Origin of the sequence: Herbihabitans rhizosphaerae (genome assembly GCF_004216555.1) — a bacterium.
GTDB lineage: Bacteria > Actinomycetota > Actinomycetes > Mycobacteriales > Pseudonocardiaceae > Herbihabitans > Herbihabitans rhizosphaerae.
On sequence record NZ_SGWQ01000004.1, the window covers coordinates 404,084 to 423,873 of the forward strand.

Annotated in this window: 17 protein-coding genes and 1 tRNA gene; 8 read left to right on the top strand and 10 right to left on the bottom strand. The window is 68.4% G+C overall.

Annotated elements, in window-relative coordinates:
* Window positions 1-121: 121 nt before the first annotated feature.
* Genes EV193_RS15405 through EV193_RS15415 form a run of 3 tightly spaced genes read left to right on the top strand, consistent with a single transcriptional unit; the run spans window position 122 to window position 3,005 of the window.
* Window positions 122-1,174, top strand: a complete 1,053-nt coding sequence (locus EV193_RS15405; RefSeq protein WP_130344789.1) for a winged helix DNA-binding domain-containing protein — start codon at window positions 122-124, stop codon at window positions 1,172-1,174.
* 46 nt (window positions 1,175-1,220) lie between these two features.
* A complete protein-coding gene (locus tag EV193_RS15410) occupies window positions 1,221-1,661 on the top strand; it encodes a hypothetical protein (RefSeq protein ID WP_130344790.1) in 441 nt (146 codons plus the stop codon).
* Between the two features lie 6 nt (window positions 1,662-1,667).
* Window positions 1,668-3,005: a CHAP domain-containing protein gene (locus EV193_RS15415; protein ID WP_130344791.1), complete on the top strand. Its 1,338-nt coding sequence runs from the start codon at window positions 1,668-1,670 to the stop codon at window positions 3,003-3,005.
* A 52-nt stretch (window positions 3,006-3,057) separates the two neighbouring features.
* On the opposite strand, the gene EV193_RS15420 is transcribed toward EV193_RS15415, so the two are convergent.
* On the bottom strand, window positions 3,058-3,936 hold the full coding sequence (locus tag EV193_RS15420; RefSeq protein WP_242613400.1) for a S1 family peptidase: 879 nt from the start codon (window positions 3,934-3,936) through the stop codon (window positions 3,058-3,060).
* A 229-nt stretch (window positions 3,937-4,165) separates the two neighbouring features.
* Here EV193_RS15420 and EV193_RS15425 point away from each other — a divergent pair, with 229 nt between their 5' ends.
* Window positions 4,166-7,102, top strand: a complete 2,937-nt coding sequence (locus tag EV193_RS15425) for a helix-turn-helix transcriptional regulator (protein ID WP_130344792.1) — start codon at window positions 4,166-4,168, stop codon at window positions 7,100-7,102.
* A gap of 211 nt (window positions 7,103-7,313) precedes the next feature.
* On the opposite strand, the gene EV193_RS15430 is transcribed toward EV193_RS15425, so the two are convergent.
* Complete coding sequence (locus EV193_RS15430) at window positions 7,314-8,546, bottom strand: S8 family peptidase (RefSeq protein ID WP_130344793.1); 1,233 nt, start codon at window positions 8,544-8,546, stop codon at window positions 7,314-7,316.
* 212 nt (window positions 8,547-8,758) lie between these two features.
* On the opposite strand from EV193_RS15430, the gene EV193_RS33310 reads away from it, so the two are divergent.
* Window positions 8,759-8,926, top strand: coding sequence for a hypothetical protein (locus EV193_RS33310; protein ID WP_165401363.1), 168 nt, complete (start codon window positions 8,759-8,761; stop codon window positions 8,924-8,926).
* Between the two features lie 241 nt (window positions 8,927-9,167).
* On the opposite strand, the gene EV193_RS15435 is transcribed toward EV193_RS33310, so the two are convergent.
* The 8 genes from EV193_RS15435 to EV193_RS15470 form a co-directional block, all read right to left on the bottom strand.
* On the bottom strand, window positions 9,168-10,049 hold the full coding sequence (locus EV193_RS15435; protein ID WP_130344794.1) for a S1 family peptidase: 882 nt from the start codon (window positions 10,047-10,049) through the stop codon (window positions 9,168-9,170).
* Window positions 10,050-10,308: 259 nt separating this feature from the next.
* Window positions 10,309-11,226 (bottom strand): thioredoxin-disulfide reductase, encoded by a 918-nt coding sequence (trxB, locus tag EV193_RS15440; protein ID WP_130344795.1) that lies wholly within the window; start codon window positions 11,224-11,226, stop codon window positions 10,309-10,311.
* A complete protein-coding gene (locus EV193_RS15445; protein WP_130344796.1) occupies window positions 11,219-11,572 on the bottom strand; it encodes a rhodanese-like domain-containing protein in 354 nt (117 codons plus the stop codon). Before EV193_RS15445 ends, trxB begins: the two co-directional genes overlap by 8 nt.
* Before the next feature lie 45 nt (window positions 11,573-11,617).
* On the bottom strand, window positions 11,618-12,331 hold the full coding sequence (locus EV193_RS15450) for a tRNA-dependent cyclodipeptide synthase (protein ID WP_130344797.1): 714 nt from the start codon (window positions 12,329-12,331) through the stop codon (window positions 11,618-11,620).
* 31 nt (window positions 12,332-12,362) lie between these two features.
* Window positions 12,363-12,433: transfer RNA gene (locus EV193_RS15455), tRNA-Cys, on the bottom strand.
* Between the two features lie 44 nt (window positions 12,434-12,477).
* Complete coding sequence (locus EV193_RS15460; RefSeq protein ID WP_242613403.1) at window positions 12,478-12,951, bottom strand: thioredoxin family protein; 474 nt, start codon at window positions 12,949-12,951, stop codon at window positions 12,478-12,480.
* Window positions 12,952-13,021: 70 nt separating this feature from the next.
* Complete coding sequence (locus EV193_RS15465) at window positions 13,022-14,491, bottom strand: gluzincin family metallopeptidase (protein WP_130344798.1); 1,470 nt, start codon at window positions 14,489-14,491, stop codon at window positions 13,022-13,024.
* Window positions 14,488-15,840: a purine-cytosine permease family protein gene (locus tag EV193_RS15470; RefSeq protein ID WP_130344799.1), complete on the bottom strand. Its 1,353-nt coding sequence runs from the start codon at window positions 15,838-15,840 to the stop codon at window positions 14,488-14,490. Before EV193_RS15470 ends, EV193_RS15465 begins: the two co-directional genes overlap by 4 nt.
* A 344-nt stretch (window positions 15,841-16,184) precedes the next feature.
* Here EV193_RS15470 and EV193_RS15475 point away from each other — a divergent pair, with 344 nt between their 5' ends.
* The 3 genes from EV193_RS15475 (at window position 16,185) to EV193_RS15485 (ending at window position 19,665) form a co-directional block, all read left to right on the top strand.
* Window positions 16,185-17,138: a LysR family transcriptional regulator gene (locus EV193_RS15475; protein ID WP_130344800.1), complete on the top strand. Its 954-nt coding sequence runs from the start codon at window positions 16,185-16,187 to the stop codon at window positions 17,136-17,138.
* 1 nt (window position 17,139) lies between these two features.
* A complete protein-coding gene (locus tag EV193_RS15480) occupies window positions 17,140-18,126 on the top strand; it encodes a LysR family transcriptional regulator (protein ID WP_130344801.1) in 987 nt (328 codons plus the stop codon).
* Between the two features lie 135 nt (window positions 18,127-18,261).
* Entirely contained in the window at window positions 18,262-19,665 is a 1,404-nt protein-coding gene (locus EV193_RS15485; RefSeq protein ID WP_130344802.1) for an MFS transporter, read from the top strand.
* Window positions 19,666-19,790 lie beyond the last annotated feature (125 nt).

Here is a 19,790-nt window from a genome sequence, read left to right on the forward strand (position 1 = left end):
CGAAACGGCGCAGTTCTTGGAAATGTCACTCGAATGGTGTAGTTAGTTGCCACGATGGCAATCTGCAATTGCACCACCTGGCTACACCCATTCGGATGCGACCGGCCGTCATACTGGGGCCATGGGTGACCAGGTACTCGACCGGCGGTCACTCGGCCGCGCGACGCTCGAACGGCAGCTTCTGATCCGGCGCGAGCGCGGCGACGTCGTCGACACCGTCGAGCGGATCGGCGGGCTCAACGCGCAGCAGGCGAACGACCCGTACCTGGCGCTCGCGTCCCGGCTGGACGGCTTCCAACTGGACGACCTGACCACGGCGATCGAGGACCGCGCGCTGATCAGGTCGATCATGGTGCGCGGCACCCAGCACCTGGTGAGCGTGGCCGACTACCGCCGGCTGCGGCCGGTGCTGACACCGCTGTTCACCCGCATGCAGCGCAACACGTTCGGCCGGCGCACCGAGGGCGTGGACCTGGACGCGCTGGTCGCCGAGGCACGGGAGATCCTCGCCGCCGGTGACCAGCTCCGCCCCGACCTCGGCCGCCTGCTCGCCGAGTCCCGGCCCGGCTCGGACGCGAACGCGCTCGGGTGGTCGATCCAGTATCTGCTGCCGGTCGTGCATCCGGCGCCGTGCGGGATCTGGGACACCAAGGGGTCCACGCCGCTCGCGCTGGCGGAGTCGATCGTGGGGGAGTTCGACGAGCCCGACCCGCGCGATCTCGTGCGCAGCTACCTCGGCGCGTTCGGTCCCGCCACGGTGTCCGACCTGCGGGCGTGGTCCGGTGCGGCCCGGCTCGCCGAGGTGGTCAAGGACATGGACGACGAACTGGCCGTCTTCCGCGACGAGAAGGGCCGCGCGGTGTTCGACCTGCCCGACGCGCCGCGACCCGATCGTGACACCCCCGTACCGGTCCGCCTGCTCGCCGGCTTCGACAACGTGCTGCTGGCCTACCACGACCGCGGCCGGTTCATGTCCGACGAGGTGCGGAAGATCGTGTGCGTCGGCGATCTCGTGGAGCAGACCGTGCTCGTGGACGGCGTGCTCACCGTCGAGCCGTTCGCACCGCTGTCCCATGACGACACGGAGGCGGTCACCGAAGAAGGCGCACGGCTGTTGGAACTGATCACCCCCGACGCCACGTCACACGACGTGCGACTGGTGAAAGCGATCTGAAAGCGGGCTCTCGTCTACTTGCGCGATCACCGGAAGGAGGTCGCGGATGCGACGATCGAGGTGGTTCGCGGTTGCCCTGCTCGGGGCGACCGTCGTCGGCACCGGGCTGTACGTCAGCGAGAGCACCGCCGAGGCCGACGGGGTGGCACCACCGCTCGTCACCGGCTGCGCGATCCGATTCGAGGCGGCCGGCCCGGCGATCTACCAGAACTCCACGCACCTGTGCACCGGCGCGACATCGGTCGCCGTCGAGCCGGACGGCGATCTCGTGATCAGGTCCGGCACACGCGGGCCGGTGATCTCGATGACCGTCGAGGAGGACGAGACGCTGGTGCGACGAGGAATCCTGGCCGGGCCGTCCGGCGGCGGGAGCGAGACCGTCGTGCGGTTCTTCTCCACGCGGACCGGCGAGCCCGTGCGCGCCGACGCGGACGTGCTGAAAGGCACGTACTCGAATATCTGGGTCACCTGGGTGAACGCGGGGTAATTCGACATGAGCGGATTCAGGAAGGCGTTGGCCACCGTTCTCGCGCTCGCCGCGGTCGGCACCGGCGTGTCGTTCGCGTTGGCCGGCTCGCGTCCGGCCGAGGCCGCGACCTCGTTCGCCGACGTGAAGTGCGAGGGCGCGGCGCGGATGTTCCAACTGCGCGCCGACGGTCGGGAACTCTGGTACGCCTCGGTCGGTGACCCGGCCGGGCGGTATCCGCAGTTCTACAACTGGCGCAGGGTCTACGAATTCGGCGCCTCCCGCCCGGCGCTGGCGGTGGCCGCGCACGCGGTTTCCGGCGGTTCGGCGAAACTGTTCGTGACCGACCGCGACGGCGGCCTGCGGTTCTACGACTTCGACCTCGGCAGCACGTCGATCAAGGGCGTGCGCGACCTGCGTACCGGCAGCGCGAACGACCGGGGCCCGTACGATTTCAGCCGCCTCGCCTCCGACGGCAAGCGGCTGTACGGCTCCAAGGACGGCAAGCTGTTCGTGATGACCAGCGTGTCGTCCACCCGCGCGCCCACGGCTCCGGCATACGTGAAGAGCATCGGCTATCCGTTGGCCCTGTGGGGCAACGCGGGCAGCGATCAGGAACTGATGTACACCGACTCCAGCGGCGCGCTGCGGGCGGTGGACGTGAGCTTCTCGTCGGGCTGGGACGCGACGATCAGCACCGTCCGCTCGACCGGATGGGATCAGGCCGGCATCGGCTCGCCCGGCGCCGGGGTGGTGTTCCGGGACGTGCCGAACCACCTGTGGCGGCATCTGATCGACCTGCCGGCCAAGGGCACCGGCACGGCGATCTCCGATCACACGACGGTCGCCAACGTGAACACGCTGAGCTTGCCGCTGACCGTCGCGCCGGACGTCTGCTCGCAGGTGACCGGCTCCAACGTGGTGGCGATCGCGCGTGGCCAACTCGGCGTCGAGGAGGGGCCGGAGGCGGACAAGTACTTCTCCTGGGCGTGGCCGGGCCTGCACACCGACCGGGATTCCTGGTGCGCCGCGTTCGTCAGCTGGGTGGTCAACCACAAGGCGCACGTGACCACGTACAAGAGCGCCGCGGTCGGCGACTGGGTGAACACCGCGAAGGCCGACGGATCGAACCTGAACCGGGTCTCCACGCCGAGGGCGGGCGATCTGATCGCGTTCGACTGGGACGGCAACGGTGACTACGCCTACCCGAACCGGCACATCGGAATCGTCGACCACGTCGACCGCGACGGCGTGATCCACACGATCGAGGGCAACTGGGGCCCGGCGGGGGACGGCTGGGTGCATCGCGACACGCACAATCCCGCCACGGCCCGCTATCACATGCTCTATATCAGGATCGAGTGAACGAGCCCGCGCCGCCTCGGATCGGGACGAGGCGGCGCGGGCGTGAACGGTGCTACTTTCTCGCGGCGGCGCCGAACACCTGCTCGTGCGCCCAGTCTCCGAGGGTGCCGGTCAGCTTCGCGGAGATGCTGTAGCGGTCGCAGTTCGACGCGCCCCAGGACGTGACCCCGACGATGATCCCGTCGACGACCACCGGGCCGCCGCTGTCGCCGGAGCACGTACCGGTCTTGCCGTCGTCATAGCCCGCGCAGATCATCTGGTCGTCCTTGACGGGAATGTCGAACACCTGGCAGTCCTTCGCCGCGTTGATCGGCATTGTGGTCTTCATCAGCTTTCCCGAACCACCACTCGGGCCGGTCTTGCCGTATCCGATCGCGGTCGCCTCCTTGCCGGGCTGGGTGAGCCCGGAGTCGTTGGACGTCGCGAACTTGGCGAACTTGTCCTCGGAGATCGGCACGTCGTCGGCGATCGTCACGACCGCGACGTCGTGGCCCTGCTGCCAGCCGCCCGCTCCGCCGTACTCCGGGTGCGCCTTGAACTCGACCACCTTGCTCTTGAACGTCTCGTCACCCGAGGTGTTGAGATCGTCGTCGCCGTACAGGTAGCTCTTCTCGCCCTGCGCGTCGATCATGCAGTGCGCCGCGGTCAGGATCTTCCGCTTGCCGACGATCGAGGCGGTACAGGACTGGCCCTGCGGTCCGCCGCCGCCGACGCGCATGCCGGCGATGACGAACGGGAACTCGCCGACCGTGGCGGGCTGCCCGTTGACGACCCTCGGGCCCGCACCGGGTTCGGGCGTCAACTGGTCGGTTGGCGTGGCCGCCGTGGCCGGCGCCTCGGGGGCGGCGTGTGCCGTCGCGACACCGGTCAGGGGAAGAGCGACGGCCAGTGCGGCGGCGACCATCGCGGCGCGCGGACGAAAGCGTTTCATCGGAGTTGACCTTTCGCGAGTACGGATTTCCGTAGGTGGACCGCACCTCCACCAGGACTCACGGTTCCGGTTGAGCAGTACCCAAACAACGCAGGAAGCCGGATCTAGGTGCACGTAATACTTTCGGACCCTACTAAAGTCGGGTAACTCGTTAGTAAGCTTCACGGGCGGTGGGCTCCGTACTACTCTCCGAAAAGACAGAGAACGTTGGCCCGCCCCCGGGGGTGACATGGCTCGACGGTCGACGTTGACCCCGAACGGCGCGGCCAACTCGCACACCGGTTCACCGTCGTTCGTAGGCCGTGAATCGGAACTCAACGCCGTTCTGTCGACACTGACGAAAACTCCGTCGGTGGCGATGATCTCCGGCGAGGCCGGCGTCGGAAAGACGCGCCTGGTCACCGAGTTGCTCGCGCATCCGGAAATGGTCGACAGACGCGCGATAGTCGGCTATTGCCAGCCCATCGGAGAACCATTTCCCTACGGCGTCGTGCTCGAGGCGATTCGCAAGGTGGGCGACGCGCTGGCCGACTGCCGGCTGAGTCCGGTCGTCGGCACGCTGCGGCCCTATCTGCCCGAGATCGCCGACCTGCTGCCGGCCGCGCCGGGGCCGCTCGGCGATCCGAGGGCCGAGCGGCACCGGCTGTTCCGCGCCGTGCGCGAGTTCCTCGACGCGCTCGGGCCGACGGTACTGGTCACCGAGGATCTGCACTGGTCCGACGACGGTTCTCGGCGCCTGCTCAGGTTCCTGATGTCGGAGCCGCCGCCGAATCTGTCGATGGTGGTGACCTATCGCGGCGAGGAGATTCCGGGCGGGCTGCCGCTGGGCGGCGCGTATCGGCCGGCGCCGGGCGCGGCGAGCACGTTGATCGAGCTGAGCCCGCTGGAGCCGGACGAGGTGCACGAGCTGACCACCGCGCTGCTCGGCGGGCGGCCGGTGTCCACGCGGTTCACCCGTTTGCTGCACGAGCGGACCGCCGGTCTCCCGTTCGTGGTCGAGGAATTGCTGCACACCTTGCGGCCGACCGACGAGACCTGGCCGCTGGACGATTTGGCCGCGTGCGATCAATTGGACGGCGCGCGGGTACCGGCGCTGTTGCGGGAATCGATGGCCGAGCGGATTTCCACGTTGTCAATTGGGGCCACCCGAACGGTCCAAGCCGCCGCCGTCGTGGCCGTTCCGGTCGACGGTGATCTGTTGGCGGACCTGGCCGCGATTCCGCAAGATCGCGCACCGCGCGCGTTGGCGTCGGCGCTGGCGGCGAATGTGCTCATCGAAACGGGAGAAGGGCTGTACGAGTTTCGGCATTCGCTGGCTCAGCGTGCGGCCTATCAGGCCATACCGGCGCCCGAACGGCGGCAGTTGCACCGGCGCGCGGTTATGGTGTTGGGCGAATTGGAACCACGGCCACTAGTGCAATTGGCGGAGCACAGCAGAAAGGCCGGAGCGCTCACCGAATGGGCCGGCTACGCCGAGGCCGCTGTGGACCGGGCGATCGAGGCCGGGGACGTGGTCACCGCGACGGACCTGTTGTGCCAGTTGCTGGACGAGCCGATGCTGCCCGCCTCCAGCGTGGACCAGCTCGCCGTCAAGTTGACGCAGGTCGGCGCGAACGGCATCGACGTGCAGACCATCGCCAGGACACTGGAGCGGTTGCTGGCCGATCGGCGACTGTCCCGGCGCCTGCACGGCGAGGTCCGGCTGGCGCTCGGGGTGCAACTCCTCCGGCAGGCCGGCGAGCTCGAGACGGCCCGTGCCCACCTCGAGATGGCGATCAAGGACCTGGAGCACCAGCCGGAACTGGCCGGCCGCGGCATGGCGATGCTGGCGATGGTCGTGGCGGGGGCGACTCCCGTCGCCGAGCATCTCCAGTGGCAGGCCAAGGTCGACGAGATGATCAAGACCGGCACGAACGAGCGCACCATCATGACCCTGCTCGCGAGCAGCGTGGCGACGTACATGCTCGCCGGTGACCCCAAGGCCTGGGCGATGCTGGATGGGGCGCCGAAGGCGGCGGACACCCCGGAGGTGCGGCGCGAGCTGGCGCGGATGCAGTGCAACATCGCCGACGCCTGCGCGTGGAACGGCTATCACGTCAAGGCGCGGCGGTTCCTCGAGATCGGGTCCCGGCTGGCTCAGTCGTCCGGAGAGATCTACGTACTCAGCCTGTCCCACTCGACCCGCGCGCATCTGGACTGGCGCGCCGGTGAATGGGACGGGCTGGCACCGCGCTGCCTGGCGCTGGCGGACGAGTACCGCGAGATCAGGTCGATCACCAACGAGGTGGCGCTCGTGCTCGGCCTGCTCGCGGTCGCCTCGGGGAGTTGGGAATCGGCCGAGGTGCGGTTCGCCGAGACCGGGATCAGCCAGCCGGGCGACGCGTTCGCACACGTCGCGATCGCGGCGCGGGGCGGTCTGACCCGCATGCGGCTGTGTCAGGAGGACGGCGAAGGCGCCGCCCAGGAGGCCGACCGAGGTCTGGACCTGTTGCGGCGCAAGGGGATCTGGACGTTCGCCGCCGAGATGGCGCCACATCTGGTGGACGCGTACCGCGCGGTCGGCCGGATCAGCGACGCGCGGTTGTTCGTGGACGACTTCGCGCACGGCATCGCCGGCCGGGACGCGCCGAGTGCCCACGCCGCGCTGTCCTGGTGCAAGGGAATCCTCGCCGCGCACGACGACGATCGCGAGGCCGCGTCGGGCCACCTCCTGGAGGCCAGCGCCGCCTACGAGCGGATGCCGGCGCCGTACCACGCCGCGCTCGCGGCCGAACGCGCGCTGACCTGTCACCCGTCGGCCGCCGCCGAGCCGGCCGCGATCGACCGGCTTTTCGCGCTGGCGCAATGGTTCCAGTCGATCGGCGCGACGATCGACGCCGCCCGGTGCCAGTTCGCGCTGCGGGAGAAGGGCGTCAGCTATCCGTCCCGCCGCGGCCGGCGCGGGTACGGCACCGAGCTGTCGCCACGGGAGCGCGAAGTGGCCAGGATGATCGCCGCCGGCCAGACGAACCGGGAGATCGCCAAGGCGCTGTTCCTGTCGCCCCGCACGGTCGAGCGGCACACCGCCAGTGTGCTGAAGAAGATGGGCGTCAGCTCCCGAACCGAGCTGCAGGACGACAGCTCCCGCGCCCATCTAGAAGAACTCGTCGACCGGCCAGGTGCTTGACAAACGCACGGGTACCCGTCCGCGTACTTTAGCCCGCTAAAGTACGGCAGCTGCGGAGAAAGACCAGGTCAGACATGATCATCAGAGTACGGAGAACGTGAGGGTGATCCACGTACGGCCTCGGGCGGCGGTGGGATCACACTCACGCTCCTGAGCACACGGCAAGGGGCCGGTCACACCGTTTCGGCGTGACCGGCCCTTTGCGTTGGTGCTACTTGATTCCGACGGTGAACAGCAGCTTGTTCGGCGAGCCCTGGCCCGGGTTCTGCACCTTGCCCTCGGTCGCCGCCGCCACGATGGCCTCCTTGGCCTGAGCGGGGGTGGCGTCCTTGTGCAGCTGGAAGTACAGCGCCGCGGCGCCGGCCGCGTGCGGCGAGGCCATCGACGTGCCGGACATGGTGGCCGAGCCGCTGCCGTTGTGCGAGGCGGACGTGATGTTGCCGCCCGGCGCGAACAGCGAGACGCAGGTGCCGACGCTGGAGAAGCCCGACTTGCCGTCACCCTTGTCGGTGGAGCCGGCGTTGAGCGAGCTCTTCGCGCTTCCCGGCGAGTTCAGGCAGGCGTCGCCGCCGTCGTTGCCGGCAGCGGTCGCGGACAGGATGCCGGCCTCGGCCGCCTTGTCGGTGGCCTCGTTCATGGCCTGATGCGGGTGCGTGTCGGCACCAAGGCTCATGTTGATCACACCAGGCTTGACGCCGTTCGCCGCCACCCAGTCGATCGCCTTGATTACGCCCTCGTCCGGGCCGGAGCCGCCGGCGTCGAGCACCTTGATCCCGACGACCTTGGCCTTCTTCGCGACACCGAAGGTCTTGCCGACCGCCGTGCCGGCGGTGTGCGTGCCGTGGCCGTTCTCGTCCGTGGACGGCTGGCCCGGGTCGATGTAGTTCTCCCCGTACTCGGCACGCCCCTCGAAGTCGGGGTGGTCCTTGCTGATCCCGGTGTCGATGTCGTAGACCGTGACACCCTCGCCGGTCGCGTTGTAGACGTACTTCTGGTCCAGGCTGCCTTCCTGCTGGTCTACCCGGTCCAGGCCCCACGACGGCGGGTTGGGCTGCTCGTCGTAGGCGCGCACGGTGACGCTCTGCTGGACGTAGCGGACCGCCGGGTCGGCGGCGAGCTTCTTGGCGGCGGCCGGATCCATGCGCACCGAGAATCCGCGCAACACGGTGTCGTAGGTGAACTTCACGGTGCCGCCGTACTTGCCGGTCAGGTCGCCGGCCAGTGATTCGGCCGACTGCTGGGCGGTCCGTGCGAACGCGGCCGGCTCGCCGTTCAGCGCCACGATGTACTGGCCGGGGATGGCCGCGGCCGAACCCTCGTTCAGGATCGCACCCTCGGCCTGCTCCGCCGTGGCGGCACCGGCCAGCGACACGGACACCGCGGCGGCAGCCGCCACGCCGACCACGGCGATCCGTGCTCCGGCGCTCCTTGGCTTGAACCTCATATTCGCTCCCTCACTGTGTCGAACACAAAGACCAGCGTGATCAGTTCGGTGCACTCAAACAATAGGCCTGGCAACAATGCGTACCCTCAACCTTTTCAAATTTGGGCATGCGATGTCGCGGACAACCTACGATCGTAGGTAGACAAAGTGTGGCGTGTCGATTAATCGGCCCACCATGTGAAGATCGCAATTTGCCTCGAGAAGGAGACGTGATGTCAGTCGTGCTGAGAAGGCTGGTCGTGCCGGTCGCCGCGGCGGCGCTGCTCGTGGTGCTCGGCGGGCAGGTCGCCGGTGCCGATGAGCACCCGCCCGGCGCGGTCGTGCTGGGATGTATCTACGGGGAAGGCCCGCCGGTGGTCGACCCGCTGCCGCAGTGCTGACAGGGGGCGGCTGGGGTGCCGCCGGTCTGATCCGGGACACCCCCTCGGGGACAAAGCCAGAGAATTCGGGTGCAATCCTGTTCGGCAGGTTTACCATTTCGAACGTACCGAAAGCGGTGTCCGGTAAGGCGCGGGTACCCGATGTCGCGTATCGCCGTTGTCGATTCGACCGTGATACGGCTACCGCCAAAGTGGCGCCCGCGCGAACCAGCCGCGCGGGCGCCACTTACCGGGTGATGGATCAACGGCCGGAGCCGACCTCCTGCTTGACCCAGTCGCCCATCTCGTTGTCCAGCCGGCCGTAGACGCTGTACCACTTGAAGTCGGCACGGCTCCACGACGCGACACCGACGACCTTGCCGTTCACGATCATCGGGCCACCGGAGTCGCCCTTGAGGATCGTGACCTTGCCGTCGGAGTAGCCGGCGCAGATCATGTACTCGGCATTGAAGCCGGCACCGACACCGGTGCACTCGCTGGCGCCGTCCACGATCGGCATGCTCGCCTTGTCCAGGGTGACGTCCTTGGACGCGTCCTGCTGGTCCTTCATGCCGTACCCGAAGCCCTGCATCTCGTCGCCGACTTTCCAGGCGCTGCCCGCGTCGGCGGACGTGGCGAACTGGGCGTACTTGCCGTCCTTCACCGGGATGTCGCTCTCCGTGGTCACCACGGCGACGTCGTAGCCCTGGTCGAAGTTGACGTACTTCGGGTGCTTCTTGTAGTCCACCACCTTGATGTCGGTCCCGCCGCCGGCCGCGAGGTCGTCAAGGCCGTACCGGAACGACTTGGTGCCCGCCGCGTCCGCGCAGTGCGCCGCGATCAGGATCTTGCGCGGCGCGACGGCCGTGCCGGTGCAGGTCTGGCCCTCCGGCCGCGATCCGCCCTCGCGCAAGCCGCCGATGATCGCCGGGAACTCGCTCACCGTGGCGTCCGAGCCGCCGGCGAACATCGGCTTGACGCCGGGCTGGACCGGCGGGATGTCGCTGGCCTCAAAGTTGTCCGCCGGCGCGTTGCCAGCCGCCGCGGGGCTGGCCGTGGCCGGGCTCGCCACGATGGTGGCCAGCGCGGCGACACCGAGCGCTGCGGTGACCAGCCGTGTCGTGCGGCGTCTCGTATTCGTCATCGCGGATTTCCTCCTGATCGTGCACAAATCGCCATTGAATTGGCGGTGTCACAATCATCGTGCTGCTCCAACACAAGCGGTAACAACACGGGATAGCCACGTAATCTATTCTTCGGATCCGCTACAGAATCGGCTGCGGAAGCACGTAGAGGACGTCTACCTAGCCTGATACCCACTGGTAGCGGGCGTGCGGGCGGCGCACGGCGGCGAAGTCCCTACGATCGGAGGTAGACGAGGCGTGTTATTTCATAGCGTGGGACTAATCGGCCAGCCATCGCTCGGCGTCGATTGCCGCCGCGCATCCCGATGCCGCCGCCGTAATCGCTTGCCGATAATGCCGATCGACCAGATCGCCGGCCGCGAATACGCCGGGAATGGCCGTGGCGGTGCTCGGCGGGTCGACGACGACGTACCCGTCGGCGTCCACCTCGATCTGACCGGCCACCAGCTCGCTGCGCGGCACGTGCCCGATCGCCACGAACATGCCCGCGACGTCCACTGTGGACTCTTCGCCGGTCTCGCTGTCGCGCACCCGGATGCCGCAGACCGCGCCGTCACCGAGCACCTCGTCCACCACGGTGTTCGTCATCCAGCGGATCTTCTCGTTGGCCCGCGCCCGTTCCACCATGATCCGCGACGCGCGGAACTCCGACCGCCGGTGGATCACCGTCACCGACCGCCCGTACTGGGTCAGGAAGATCGCCTCCTCCATGGCCGAGTCGCCGCCGCCGACCACCGCGATGTCCGCGTCCTGGAAGAAGAACCCGTCGCAGGTCGCGCAGGACGACACGCCCTTGCCGAGCAACCGCTGCTCGCCGGGCACGTCCAGGTAGCGCGTCGCCGCGCCCATCGCGAGGATCACCGCCTCGGCCCGGTGCTCACCGCCGGCGGCACGCACCGCCGGCATGCCGCCGTCGTTCAGCACGAGGCCGGTCACGTCCTCGGCCTGCAGCCGCGCGCCGAACCGCGCCGCCTGCTTGCGCATCTGCTCGATCAGCTCCGGGCCGGTGATGCCGACCTCGAACCCGGGGTAGTTCTCCACGTCGGAGGTCGTCATCAGCGCGCCGCCGAACGCGACGCCCTCGTACACCACCGGATCCAGCTTCGCGCGCGCCGCGTAGATGGCCGCCGTGTACCCGGCCGGCCCCGACCCCACGATGATCAGTCGCTCACTCATGGCTGCTTTCGGTCGGGAGGCCGGCCTCCACCCAGTCCTCGATGCCCTCGCGGTACTTGTAGACGTTCTCGTAGCCGAGGTTGAGCAGCTCCGCGCCGACGAACTCGCTGTTGCGGCACGGGATGTTGGCGCAGTACACGACAATGGTGGCGTCCTTGTCGGGGAGCACCGTGGGAGCGTGCTGCCGGGTCGACTCGGCGGCGGTCTCGTAGGGGAAGCCCGGGATGTTGACCGCGGTCTCGATGTGTTCCTTCTCGTAGTAGTTGACCGGCATGGTGTCCACGACGGTGATCTTGCCGGCGTCGATCGCGGCCTTCAGCTCCTGGCGGGCGATGAGGGGAACCACGGCTGGTGCTCCTTTTCTACGGTGTTCCTTGCGAGGTCGGGCGGATCAGACGGGCAGGACCATTTCGGACCGGTCCTCGTCCGGGGTCACCTCGTCGGGCGCCACGACGAGGAAGCCTTGGGCCAGGTCGGGCCGGCGGGCGAGTTCGCCCTGGTAGAGGCGCTCCAGGTAGGTGACGCGCTGGTGGTAGACGAACACCGAGGACGGCCGGCCGACGATGGTCGGCGTGTCCAGGAACAGGGGGAGCTCGGCGAGGAAGTACCGGACGGCCAGCTCCCGTTGGCGCGGTGTCGGCGAGCAACCCGGCGGCAGCCGCTTGGCGAGCACCCATTCCGAGCTGCCCATCGTCTCGGTACGGAATTCCTCGTCCTTCTCGAAGAGTCCGGTCACCTCGGCGTGCAGTTCGCGATACCGCGGATTCGTGTCGAGCCGCGCGGAGTCGAGAATGTGGCGCTTGGCGTCGTGCACTCCTTGTTCGGCCAACGCACGGCTGATCTTGTTGTAGACGAGGTTTCCCTGTCGGCGGGCCTTTTGCCGCGCTTTTTTCGGTTCGTAGCCGAGGGCCTCCAGTGTGTAGGCCGCGGCCGCGTCGGGAACGAAGAAGTGGTAGTAGTCGAAGCTCCGTTTCGCCCACGCCACGAGGTCGGCGATTCGGCTCGCGGTGTAGTAACCGTTGAACGGGCTGATTCCGACGCAGGCGTGCGCACCGGACTCGCGCACGGACTCACAGTTCGGTGTCAGCGGTTCCTCGTTGAACACGGCACCCTCCTGTCACTTTTACCACTTACAGAGGCGGAGGCAGGAATCGAACCCGCGTCGGGGGCTTTGCAGGCCCCTGCCTAACCACTCGGCCACTCCGCCATGGATTCGGCCCGGCGAGAAGAAACGCCGGGCCGAATACCGGTTCATCCCTTGGCGATCTGGTCCTTGATGTACTGCTCCAGAGCCGCGGCGTCACCGTCGTAACCGACGTGCCGGCTGTCCGGGTGCTCGACGGTCTTGCGCACCGGAATCAGCGTGGGGATGTACTCGATGTTGTACTTGTCGTCGACCGTCGTGGCGTCGACGTCGACGGTGGCGAGAATCCACTTGCCGGCGTCGGCGCCTTCCTTGGCCAGCTTGTCGATGACCGGCTTCATCTCCTGGCACGGGGGACACCAGGTCGCACCGAAGTCGAAGATGACCAGCTTCTCGTTGGACTTGGCGAGAACTTCCTCGTAGTTGGCGTCCGTCACCTCGATGACGTTTTCCTCGAGCACCTTGCTCGCCGCCGGGAAGCCCGGGCGGGGAAGCTCGTCGGCGGAAGCGGTGACCGAGGCGCCGAAGATCGTGCTGGCCGCGATGGCCAGCGCGCCGGCGAGAATTCCAGCCTTACGCATTTTCTGTATCTCCAGTTCAGTTTCAGTGCATGACCAACGAATGACCAACTCGGTTGCTGGCGCTACCTCCTTACTTGGCGCCCTGCGGATAGAGGAACTTCTCCTCGGGGATCTTCGTGCCGTGCACCCAAGCGGCGAAGAAGTCGTTGAGCTTCTGCTGGGTAACCGCGTTGACGTACAGCTCCCAGTCGTGCCAGCCCTGGTTCCAGTTCTTGTTGTTCGCCGGGAACGATTTGAGGATCGAGTCGAACTTGGCGTCACCGATCTGCTTGCGCAGGGCGTGCATGAGCAGAACACCCTTGGCCGTGGTGGCGTATTCCTTGCCGGCGCCGGGGTCGCCGAGGTTGGTCGCCCAGAACTCGGGCTTGTCGCGATTGGCCTCGACGATCTCCTTGTAGCGGGCGGCGAGATCGGCGCCGTTCTTCTCGTCCCACATCCAGGTCGCGTAGTGCGCGACGCAGTCCATCAGGCAGGTGTCTTTCCACATTTCGACACTCAGCAGGTTGCCCCACCACTGGGAGGCCGTCGCGTACACCAGAGTGGACAGGTCGGCCGATCCGTCGTAGACCGGCCTGCCCTGGGCGGGTGCGGTGTAGCCGGTCGATTTCGGCAGGAACATTCCGCCGGCGCTGGACTGCGGGTAGGCGCCCATCTTCGTGGCGAGGAACTCGACGACCTCGGGCAGCTTCTTGGCCAGGTCGCGCTTGTCGCCGGCGTCCGGTGCGAACGCGTTGACCACCGGCTTGCCGTCGGGCAGTGAACCGCGCTCGAACTCCCACTTGTCGATTCCGATCGCGATTCCCTGCGGCGGAACCTTCCCGGCCTCCTTCCAGGTGAAAGTGGCCTGCCCGTTGGCCCGGGTCACCTGCTGCTCGGCACCGATCGAGACCACCGACCAGCCGTCCGGAACGGTCGCCGTCAGGTCGAACGTGGCCTTGGCCATCTGCGTGTCGTTGATCGGGAACCAGGTGCGCGCCGAGTGCGGCGCACCGGCGGCCACCGCGCCGCCGCCCGGCAGCTCCTGCCAGCCGGTCTTGCCGCGCGGGGTGTCGATCGCGGCCGGGGTGCCGGAGTAGACGACCTCGACGGTGACCGCCGCGTCCTTCTCCAGCACGGTGGCCGGGACGATCACCAGCTCGTGCTCGTCGGCGCGGGAGTGCTTGGCCTCGGCGCCGTTCACCTTCACCGAGGACACCTCGAGGCCCTGCAGGTCCAGGTTGAACTGCTTGAGCCGCTGGGTGGTCTTGGCCGTCATCACCGCGGTGCCGTCGAGCTTCTTGCTCGCCGGGTCGTACTTGACGTCGACCTTGTAGTTCTCGGCCCGGTACCCGCCGTTGCCGTCCTTCGGGTAGTACGGGTCCGGCCCGAGCACGGTGCCGTTCGGTTCGACGTGCACCCAGCCGTCGGCGCCGATCTCCGGGTCCCCGTTGGTTCCCGGAGCGGTCCCCGGGCTGGCCAGCGCCGGGACGGCGAGAGCGGTCAGCGCGAGTGATCCGGCGACACAGCCGACCACGATCGCACGGGCGGGCTTGCGTTTCATGCGGGACAACCACCTTCGGTTCTGCCGTCGACGCGGGACTCGACGACGACTTCGGACTGGGCAGGGGTGGGAGCTGGTCCGCCGACCGGGCGCGGTCGAGGCCGGCGGACCAGCAGCATGTAGAGCGCGAAGGAGACGAGAATCGAGTTGAGGCTGGGGATGCCGATCTCGACGGTGAGTCCGACGGCGGCGCCGCCGGCCCACGAGATCAGGCCGCGCAACTCCCACTCGGGTGTCTCCGCGGGCAGTTCGCCCTTCGCGCGTGACTCGTCCAGCGCGGCGCGGTACCGGCGGACGAAGTAGTACTCGGCGACGAACACGCCGGCGACCGGCGGCGTGATCACTCCGAGCCAGGTGAGGAACGTCGTGTAGTGCTCGAGGATGCCCATCGCGGACAACACCGAGCCGACCACGCCGAGCCCGATCGCGGCGGTCACCCGGCTGATCGGCCTGCGGGTGAGCGCGTCCACCGAGTTCACCAGGCCGAGCGAGGCGCAGTACAGGTTGACGTCGTTGACCTTGAGGATGGCCGCGACCAGGATCAGCGTGCCCACCACGCCGGAGGACGAGGTGACGATCCCGACGATGTCGGAGGACTTCGCCGCGTGCGCCAGCAGGATGCCGATCAGACCGGCGCCGCACTCGCCGAGGGTCACCGCGAGCACGGTCTGCTTGACCACGTCGCCGGGGGTCCGGTTGAACCGGGTCAGGTCCGGCGTCATGATCGCGCCCATGATGAAGCCGCCGGCCACGATCGTGGCGCCCTGCGCGAGGGTCATCGCCGGGCCGGGCGCCGGGCTGGTGGTCAGCTCGCTCAGCGAGTGCTCGCCCAGGTAGTCGACCACGCAGTACCCGGCCAGCAGGACGAACGCCGGCACGGTTACGTACGCCGTCCAGGCCATCGACACGAACCCGCCGGTGGCGATCAGCGTCACCACCACGCCGCCGACCAGCGCCCACACCCACGTCGGCGGACCGCCGGCCAGACTGTGCAGGCCTTGTGCGAACGCGCCGGACTGCACGCCGAACCATCCGGTCAAACTGACCGTCAGCAGCAGCCCGACCAGTGCGGAACCCTTGCGGCCGAACCCGCCCCAGCGGCTGAGCATCGACATCGACAGGCCCTCGCGAGCACCGGCGATGCCGAGCAGGATCGTGATCACTTCGAGCATGGCCACACCGAGCACCATCGCCAGCACCGCGTCCCAGAATGTCATTCCGAAACCCAGTGCCGCACCGATCAGGAACTGCGAAAACGACGAGATCTGACCGAGCCGTTGCACGGCGACGCTGAACCAGGAACGGGTGGCGTGATCCGGAAGTCGCTGCAGCGAGTAATCGTCGTGCATTCCGGGCAGAACCGTGTCGGCCTGGCCGTTTTTGGCAGCGCTCGAGGAAATGTGAAGCGCTTTCTCGTCGTGATGATCGCGCGTCACGGACGCCTCACATTCATCGTCGGTGCTTCCCGTTATTCGTGGGGGTCCGCCGGGGAGCGGAGCCGACATGATGATGAGCAGCCGTGCACGGCGTCCGGTACTGCCGGATGCTCATGTCGCGGTGTTATAAGCCCAGGTCGCGCGTCGAACACGGGGTGGACTCACCCGATCGTCGCAGTGGTAGGTACACCTACGTTTGGCTTACTGCCAACGAAAGTAGGTTAACCGGGCGGTGTCAATAGTTCTATCATTCTTGGGTGGAGTTGCAGGTCAGACACCTGAGGGTTCTCCGCGTCATCGAGCAGGCCGGCAGTCTCACCAAGGCGGCGGCAGAGTTGTCTTTGCCCCAGGCATCATTGAGCCATCAACTACGCCGAATTGAGTCCACCGTCGGCGGCACAATTTTCGAGCGTGACCATCAAGGTGTGCGGGCGACGCCCCTTGGCCAGGCATTACTTGCCCGTGCCCGGGCGATCGTGTCCGCCTTCGATGAGCTGGACCGGGAATTCCACCGCGGCCCCGCCCGCGCCGGGCAGCCGTTCCGCATCGACTGGCAGAGCGCCGACCTGCTCGGACTGCTCGTCGACGGCCTCCGCGAGATCCCGCCGGGCAAGCAGCTCACCGGGCGTGCCGATCCGTGGCAGGCGCGCCTGCTGACGAAGATCGTCGAGGACGGGATCGACGCGGCCCTGCTGTGCGATCTCGCCGCGCAGGTGCCGAGCGGCGATGGGATCACCAGCGCGCCCCTGATCTCCGAGCCGGTGTTCGTGGCGATCCCGGACACGCACCGGCTGGCCGACGCCACGGAGATCCAACTCGCCGATCTGGCCGACGAGCCGTGGATCCTGCCGGCCGGGCTCGATTTCCTGGGGTCGCGACTGCGTGAGCTGTGCGAGCGCGACGGTGTGCCGATGCGCGTCTGGGTGGACATCGACGCCGCCGAGGTTCGCGAGGATCTGGTCGCCGGCGGCCACGGGGTCTGCCCGACGCGACCGGTGCGGCCGAGGCGCAACGGCATCGTGGTCAAGCCGCTGGTCGGAAACCCGTTGGTACTGCGGCATTTCCTCGCCTGGCGGACCGACGGCGAGTTCGCCAGGCACGCCGAGCGGATCTGTGATGAGGTGATCCGCGGGTATCGCCGGCGGGTCGAGGAAGACAGCACGTTCCTGCTCCGTCCACAAGGGACGCGGCGACCGGGCGCGGTGAGGTGATATGGGTTTCGACGTGCGGCACCTACGCCTGGTGGCGGCGATCGGGCGGGCCGGCAACCTGTCCAAGGCCGCCGCGGCGCTGGGCATCAGCCAGCCCGCGGTGAGCTGTCAGCTGAGCCGGCTGGAGAAGCAGATCGGGTACCGGCTGTTCGAGCGGCACGACACCGGCGCGGCGCCCACGCCGATGGGCGAGTCGCTGCTGCGGCGGGTCGACGCGGTGCTGCCGCTGATGGACGACCTGCTCACCGACATCGAGCAGCGCACGATGGCCGATGCGGAGCCGGCGGTGCTGCGGGTGGGCGCGGTGTGCAGCGCGATCGTCGGCCGGATCGGCGGACTGGTGGCCGGTGCGGTCCAGGGCGCCACGGTGTCGGTGCAGATCGACGACTGCGTGCTGCGCCTGCTGGACATGGTCGGCGACCGGCGCCTGGACCTCGCGGCGATCAAGGAGTACCCGGGTTACGAGCACGCGCTGCCGTCGAGCGTCCAGGTCACCGCGTTCATGATCGACCCGACCGCGGTGCTGCTGCCCGAGCTGCACCCGCTGGCCGCGCGCGACGTGATCCAGCTCACCGACCTGCGCGACGAGGAATGGGTGCTGCACCCGGTGGACTCGTCCCGGTTCCACGAGTACCTGTTCGCCACCTGCGCCCAACTCGGGTTCCGGCCGAACATCATCCACCAGTGCAAGAGTGAGGACGCGACGCAGCAGCTCGTGCGCAGCGGCGCGATCAGCCTGTCCCAGGCCGGTTCGCCGGGGCACGGCCCGGGGATCGCCTGCCGGTTGCTCGGCCGCAACGCGCTCGCCCGCAAGCACGTGCTCGCCTGGCGGCGGGACGGTCTCATCGACACGGTCGCGGCCGACCTGGTGAGCGAGCTGAAGACGGCCTACTGGCACGAGGCCCGGCGCAGCCCACTGTTCGACCATTGGGTGCGCGAACCGGGGGAGTGGGAGCTGGAGGAGTCCCGCGGCCCGATCGCGGTTTGAGTATTTCTTGACCGGGTGACAAGTTCGCGGTCCCGATCGCCCGGACAATTGACGCCGGTCCGGAGGCGAATCTACGGTGCGCTGAATTCCGGCGGCGTCAATTCCGGCGGCGTCAATTTCTAGAGACGGGTGCCCGTGGACGCTCGCCCAGGATCCGTGTTCGCGGTCATCGCGCTGGTCGCCTTCGTCACCTCCGTGGACAACACGATCGTCGCGACCGCCGCACCCTCGATCGCCGCTGAACTCGGCCTCGGGCTGACCGCCACCCAGTGGGTCACCCTCGGCTACATGCTGCCGTTCGCCGGGCTGCTGCTCGCGGGCGGCGCGGTGATCGACCGGTGGGGCGCGCGGCCGGTGCTGTCGGCCGGGCTCGCGGTGTTCGGCGTCGGCGCGATCGTCGGCGGGTTGGCCGGGTCGGCGTTCGTGTTGATCACCGGGCGGGCGGTGCAGGGGGCGGCGGCCGCACTCGTGGTGCCGGCGACGCTCAGCCTGCTGCGCACCTCCGTGGCACCGGGCAAGCGGCCGACCGGAGTGGCGATCTGGACGGCGTCGCTGGCCGTCGCGCTGGCCGCCGGGCCGGCCATCGGTGGTGCGGTGAGTGAGCACCTCGGCTGGAGTTGGATCTTCTTCGGCAACGTCCCGTTCGCCGTCGCGCCGCTGCTGATCATCGCCAGGCTGCGGGTCGGGCGAGCGGATCCGGAGCAGTCGAGCACGCTCGCCCCGACCGCGCTGGCGCTGGGCTGCGCGGCCATGGTGCTCGGCACGGCGGCCCTGGTCGGGCTGGGTGACCACGCCGCGTACGGGCCGGTGCCGTGGACGGCGTTCGCCGGCGCCGCGCTGATCGCGAGTGTGCTTTTCGTTCACCACGACCGGCGGTCGCATCACCCGATCGTGCCGCGTTCGCTGCTGCGCACCCGGCCGATCGCCGGCGGTCTCGTGGTCCAACTGCTGTGGGGTCTCGGGGTGAGCGGCGCGTTCTTCTTCACGCCGATGGCGCACCAGGCGGCACTCGGCATCGGCCCCACGGCGGCAGCCGTGCCACTGGTGCTCGTGGCGGTGGCACTGGTGCTGGCGACACCGTTCGTGGCGCCCGCGGTGCGGGTGTTCGGGCCGAGGGCCACCGTGGCGGCCGGTCTGATCGCGGTGGCCGCCGGGCTGTTCGCCGTCGCCGCGGTCAACCACCTTCCGGCCGTGGGGCCACGGATCCCCGGGCTGATCCTGGTCGGCGCCGGTTCCGCGTTCACCACGCCGCTGACCTCGCACGCGCTGGACGCCGCGCCGGAGAGCCGGTCCGGCACGGTGTCCGGCCTGCTCACCGCGTCCCGCGAGTTGTCCAGCGCGCTCGGCGTCGCGCTGATCGGGGCGGTCCTCGCGGTCGTGGCACGTGGCGACGGGCTGGCCGTCGGCTACACCGCGGGCCTGGTCGTCGCCGGAGCGCTGGAGCTGTTGGCCGCGCTCGCCGCGGCGCTGATGCTCGCGCCACGCACAGGCGTTGTACGTGAGGCACAGTCAGATTCGCGTGCGTGCTCACCAACCTGACAACGGACTCGGGAATCGTTGACGTCACACACGGCACAACTTTAGGTTTGCCGTCCGGGACATCGCACGCGAAATTCACTCAATCGTTGTTCCGGCACATTGCTCTGCCCGAACGTAGGGATTGT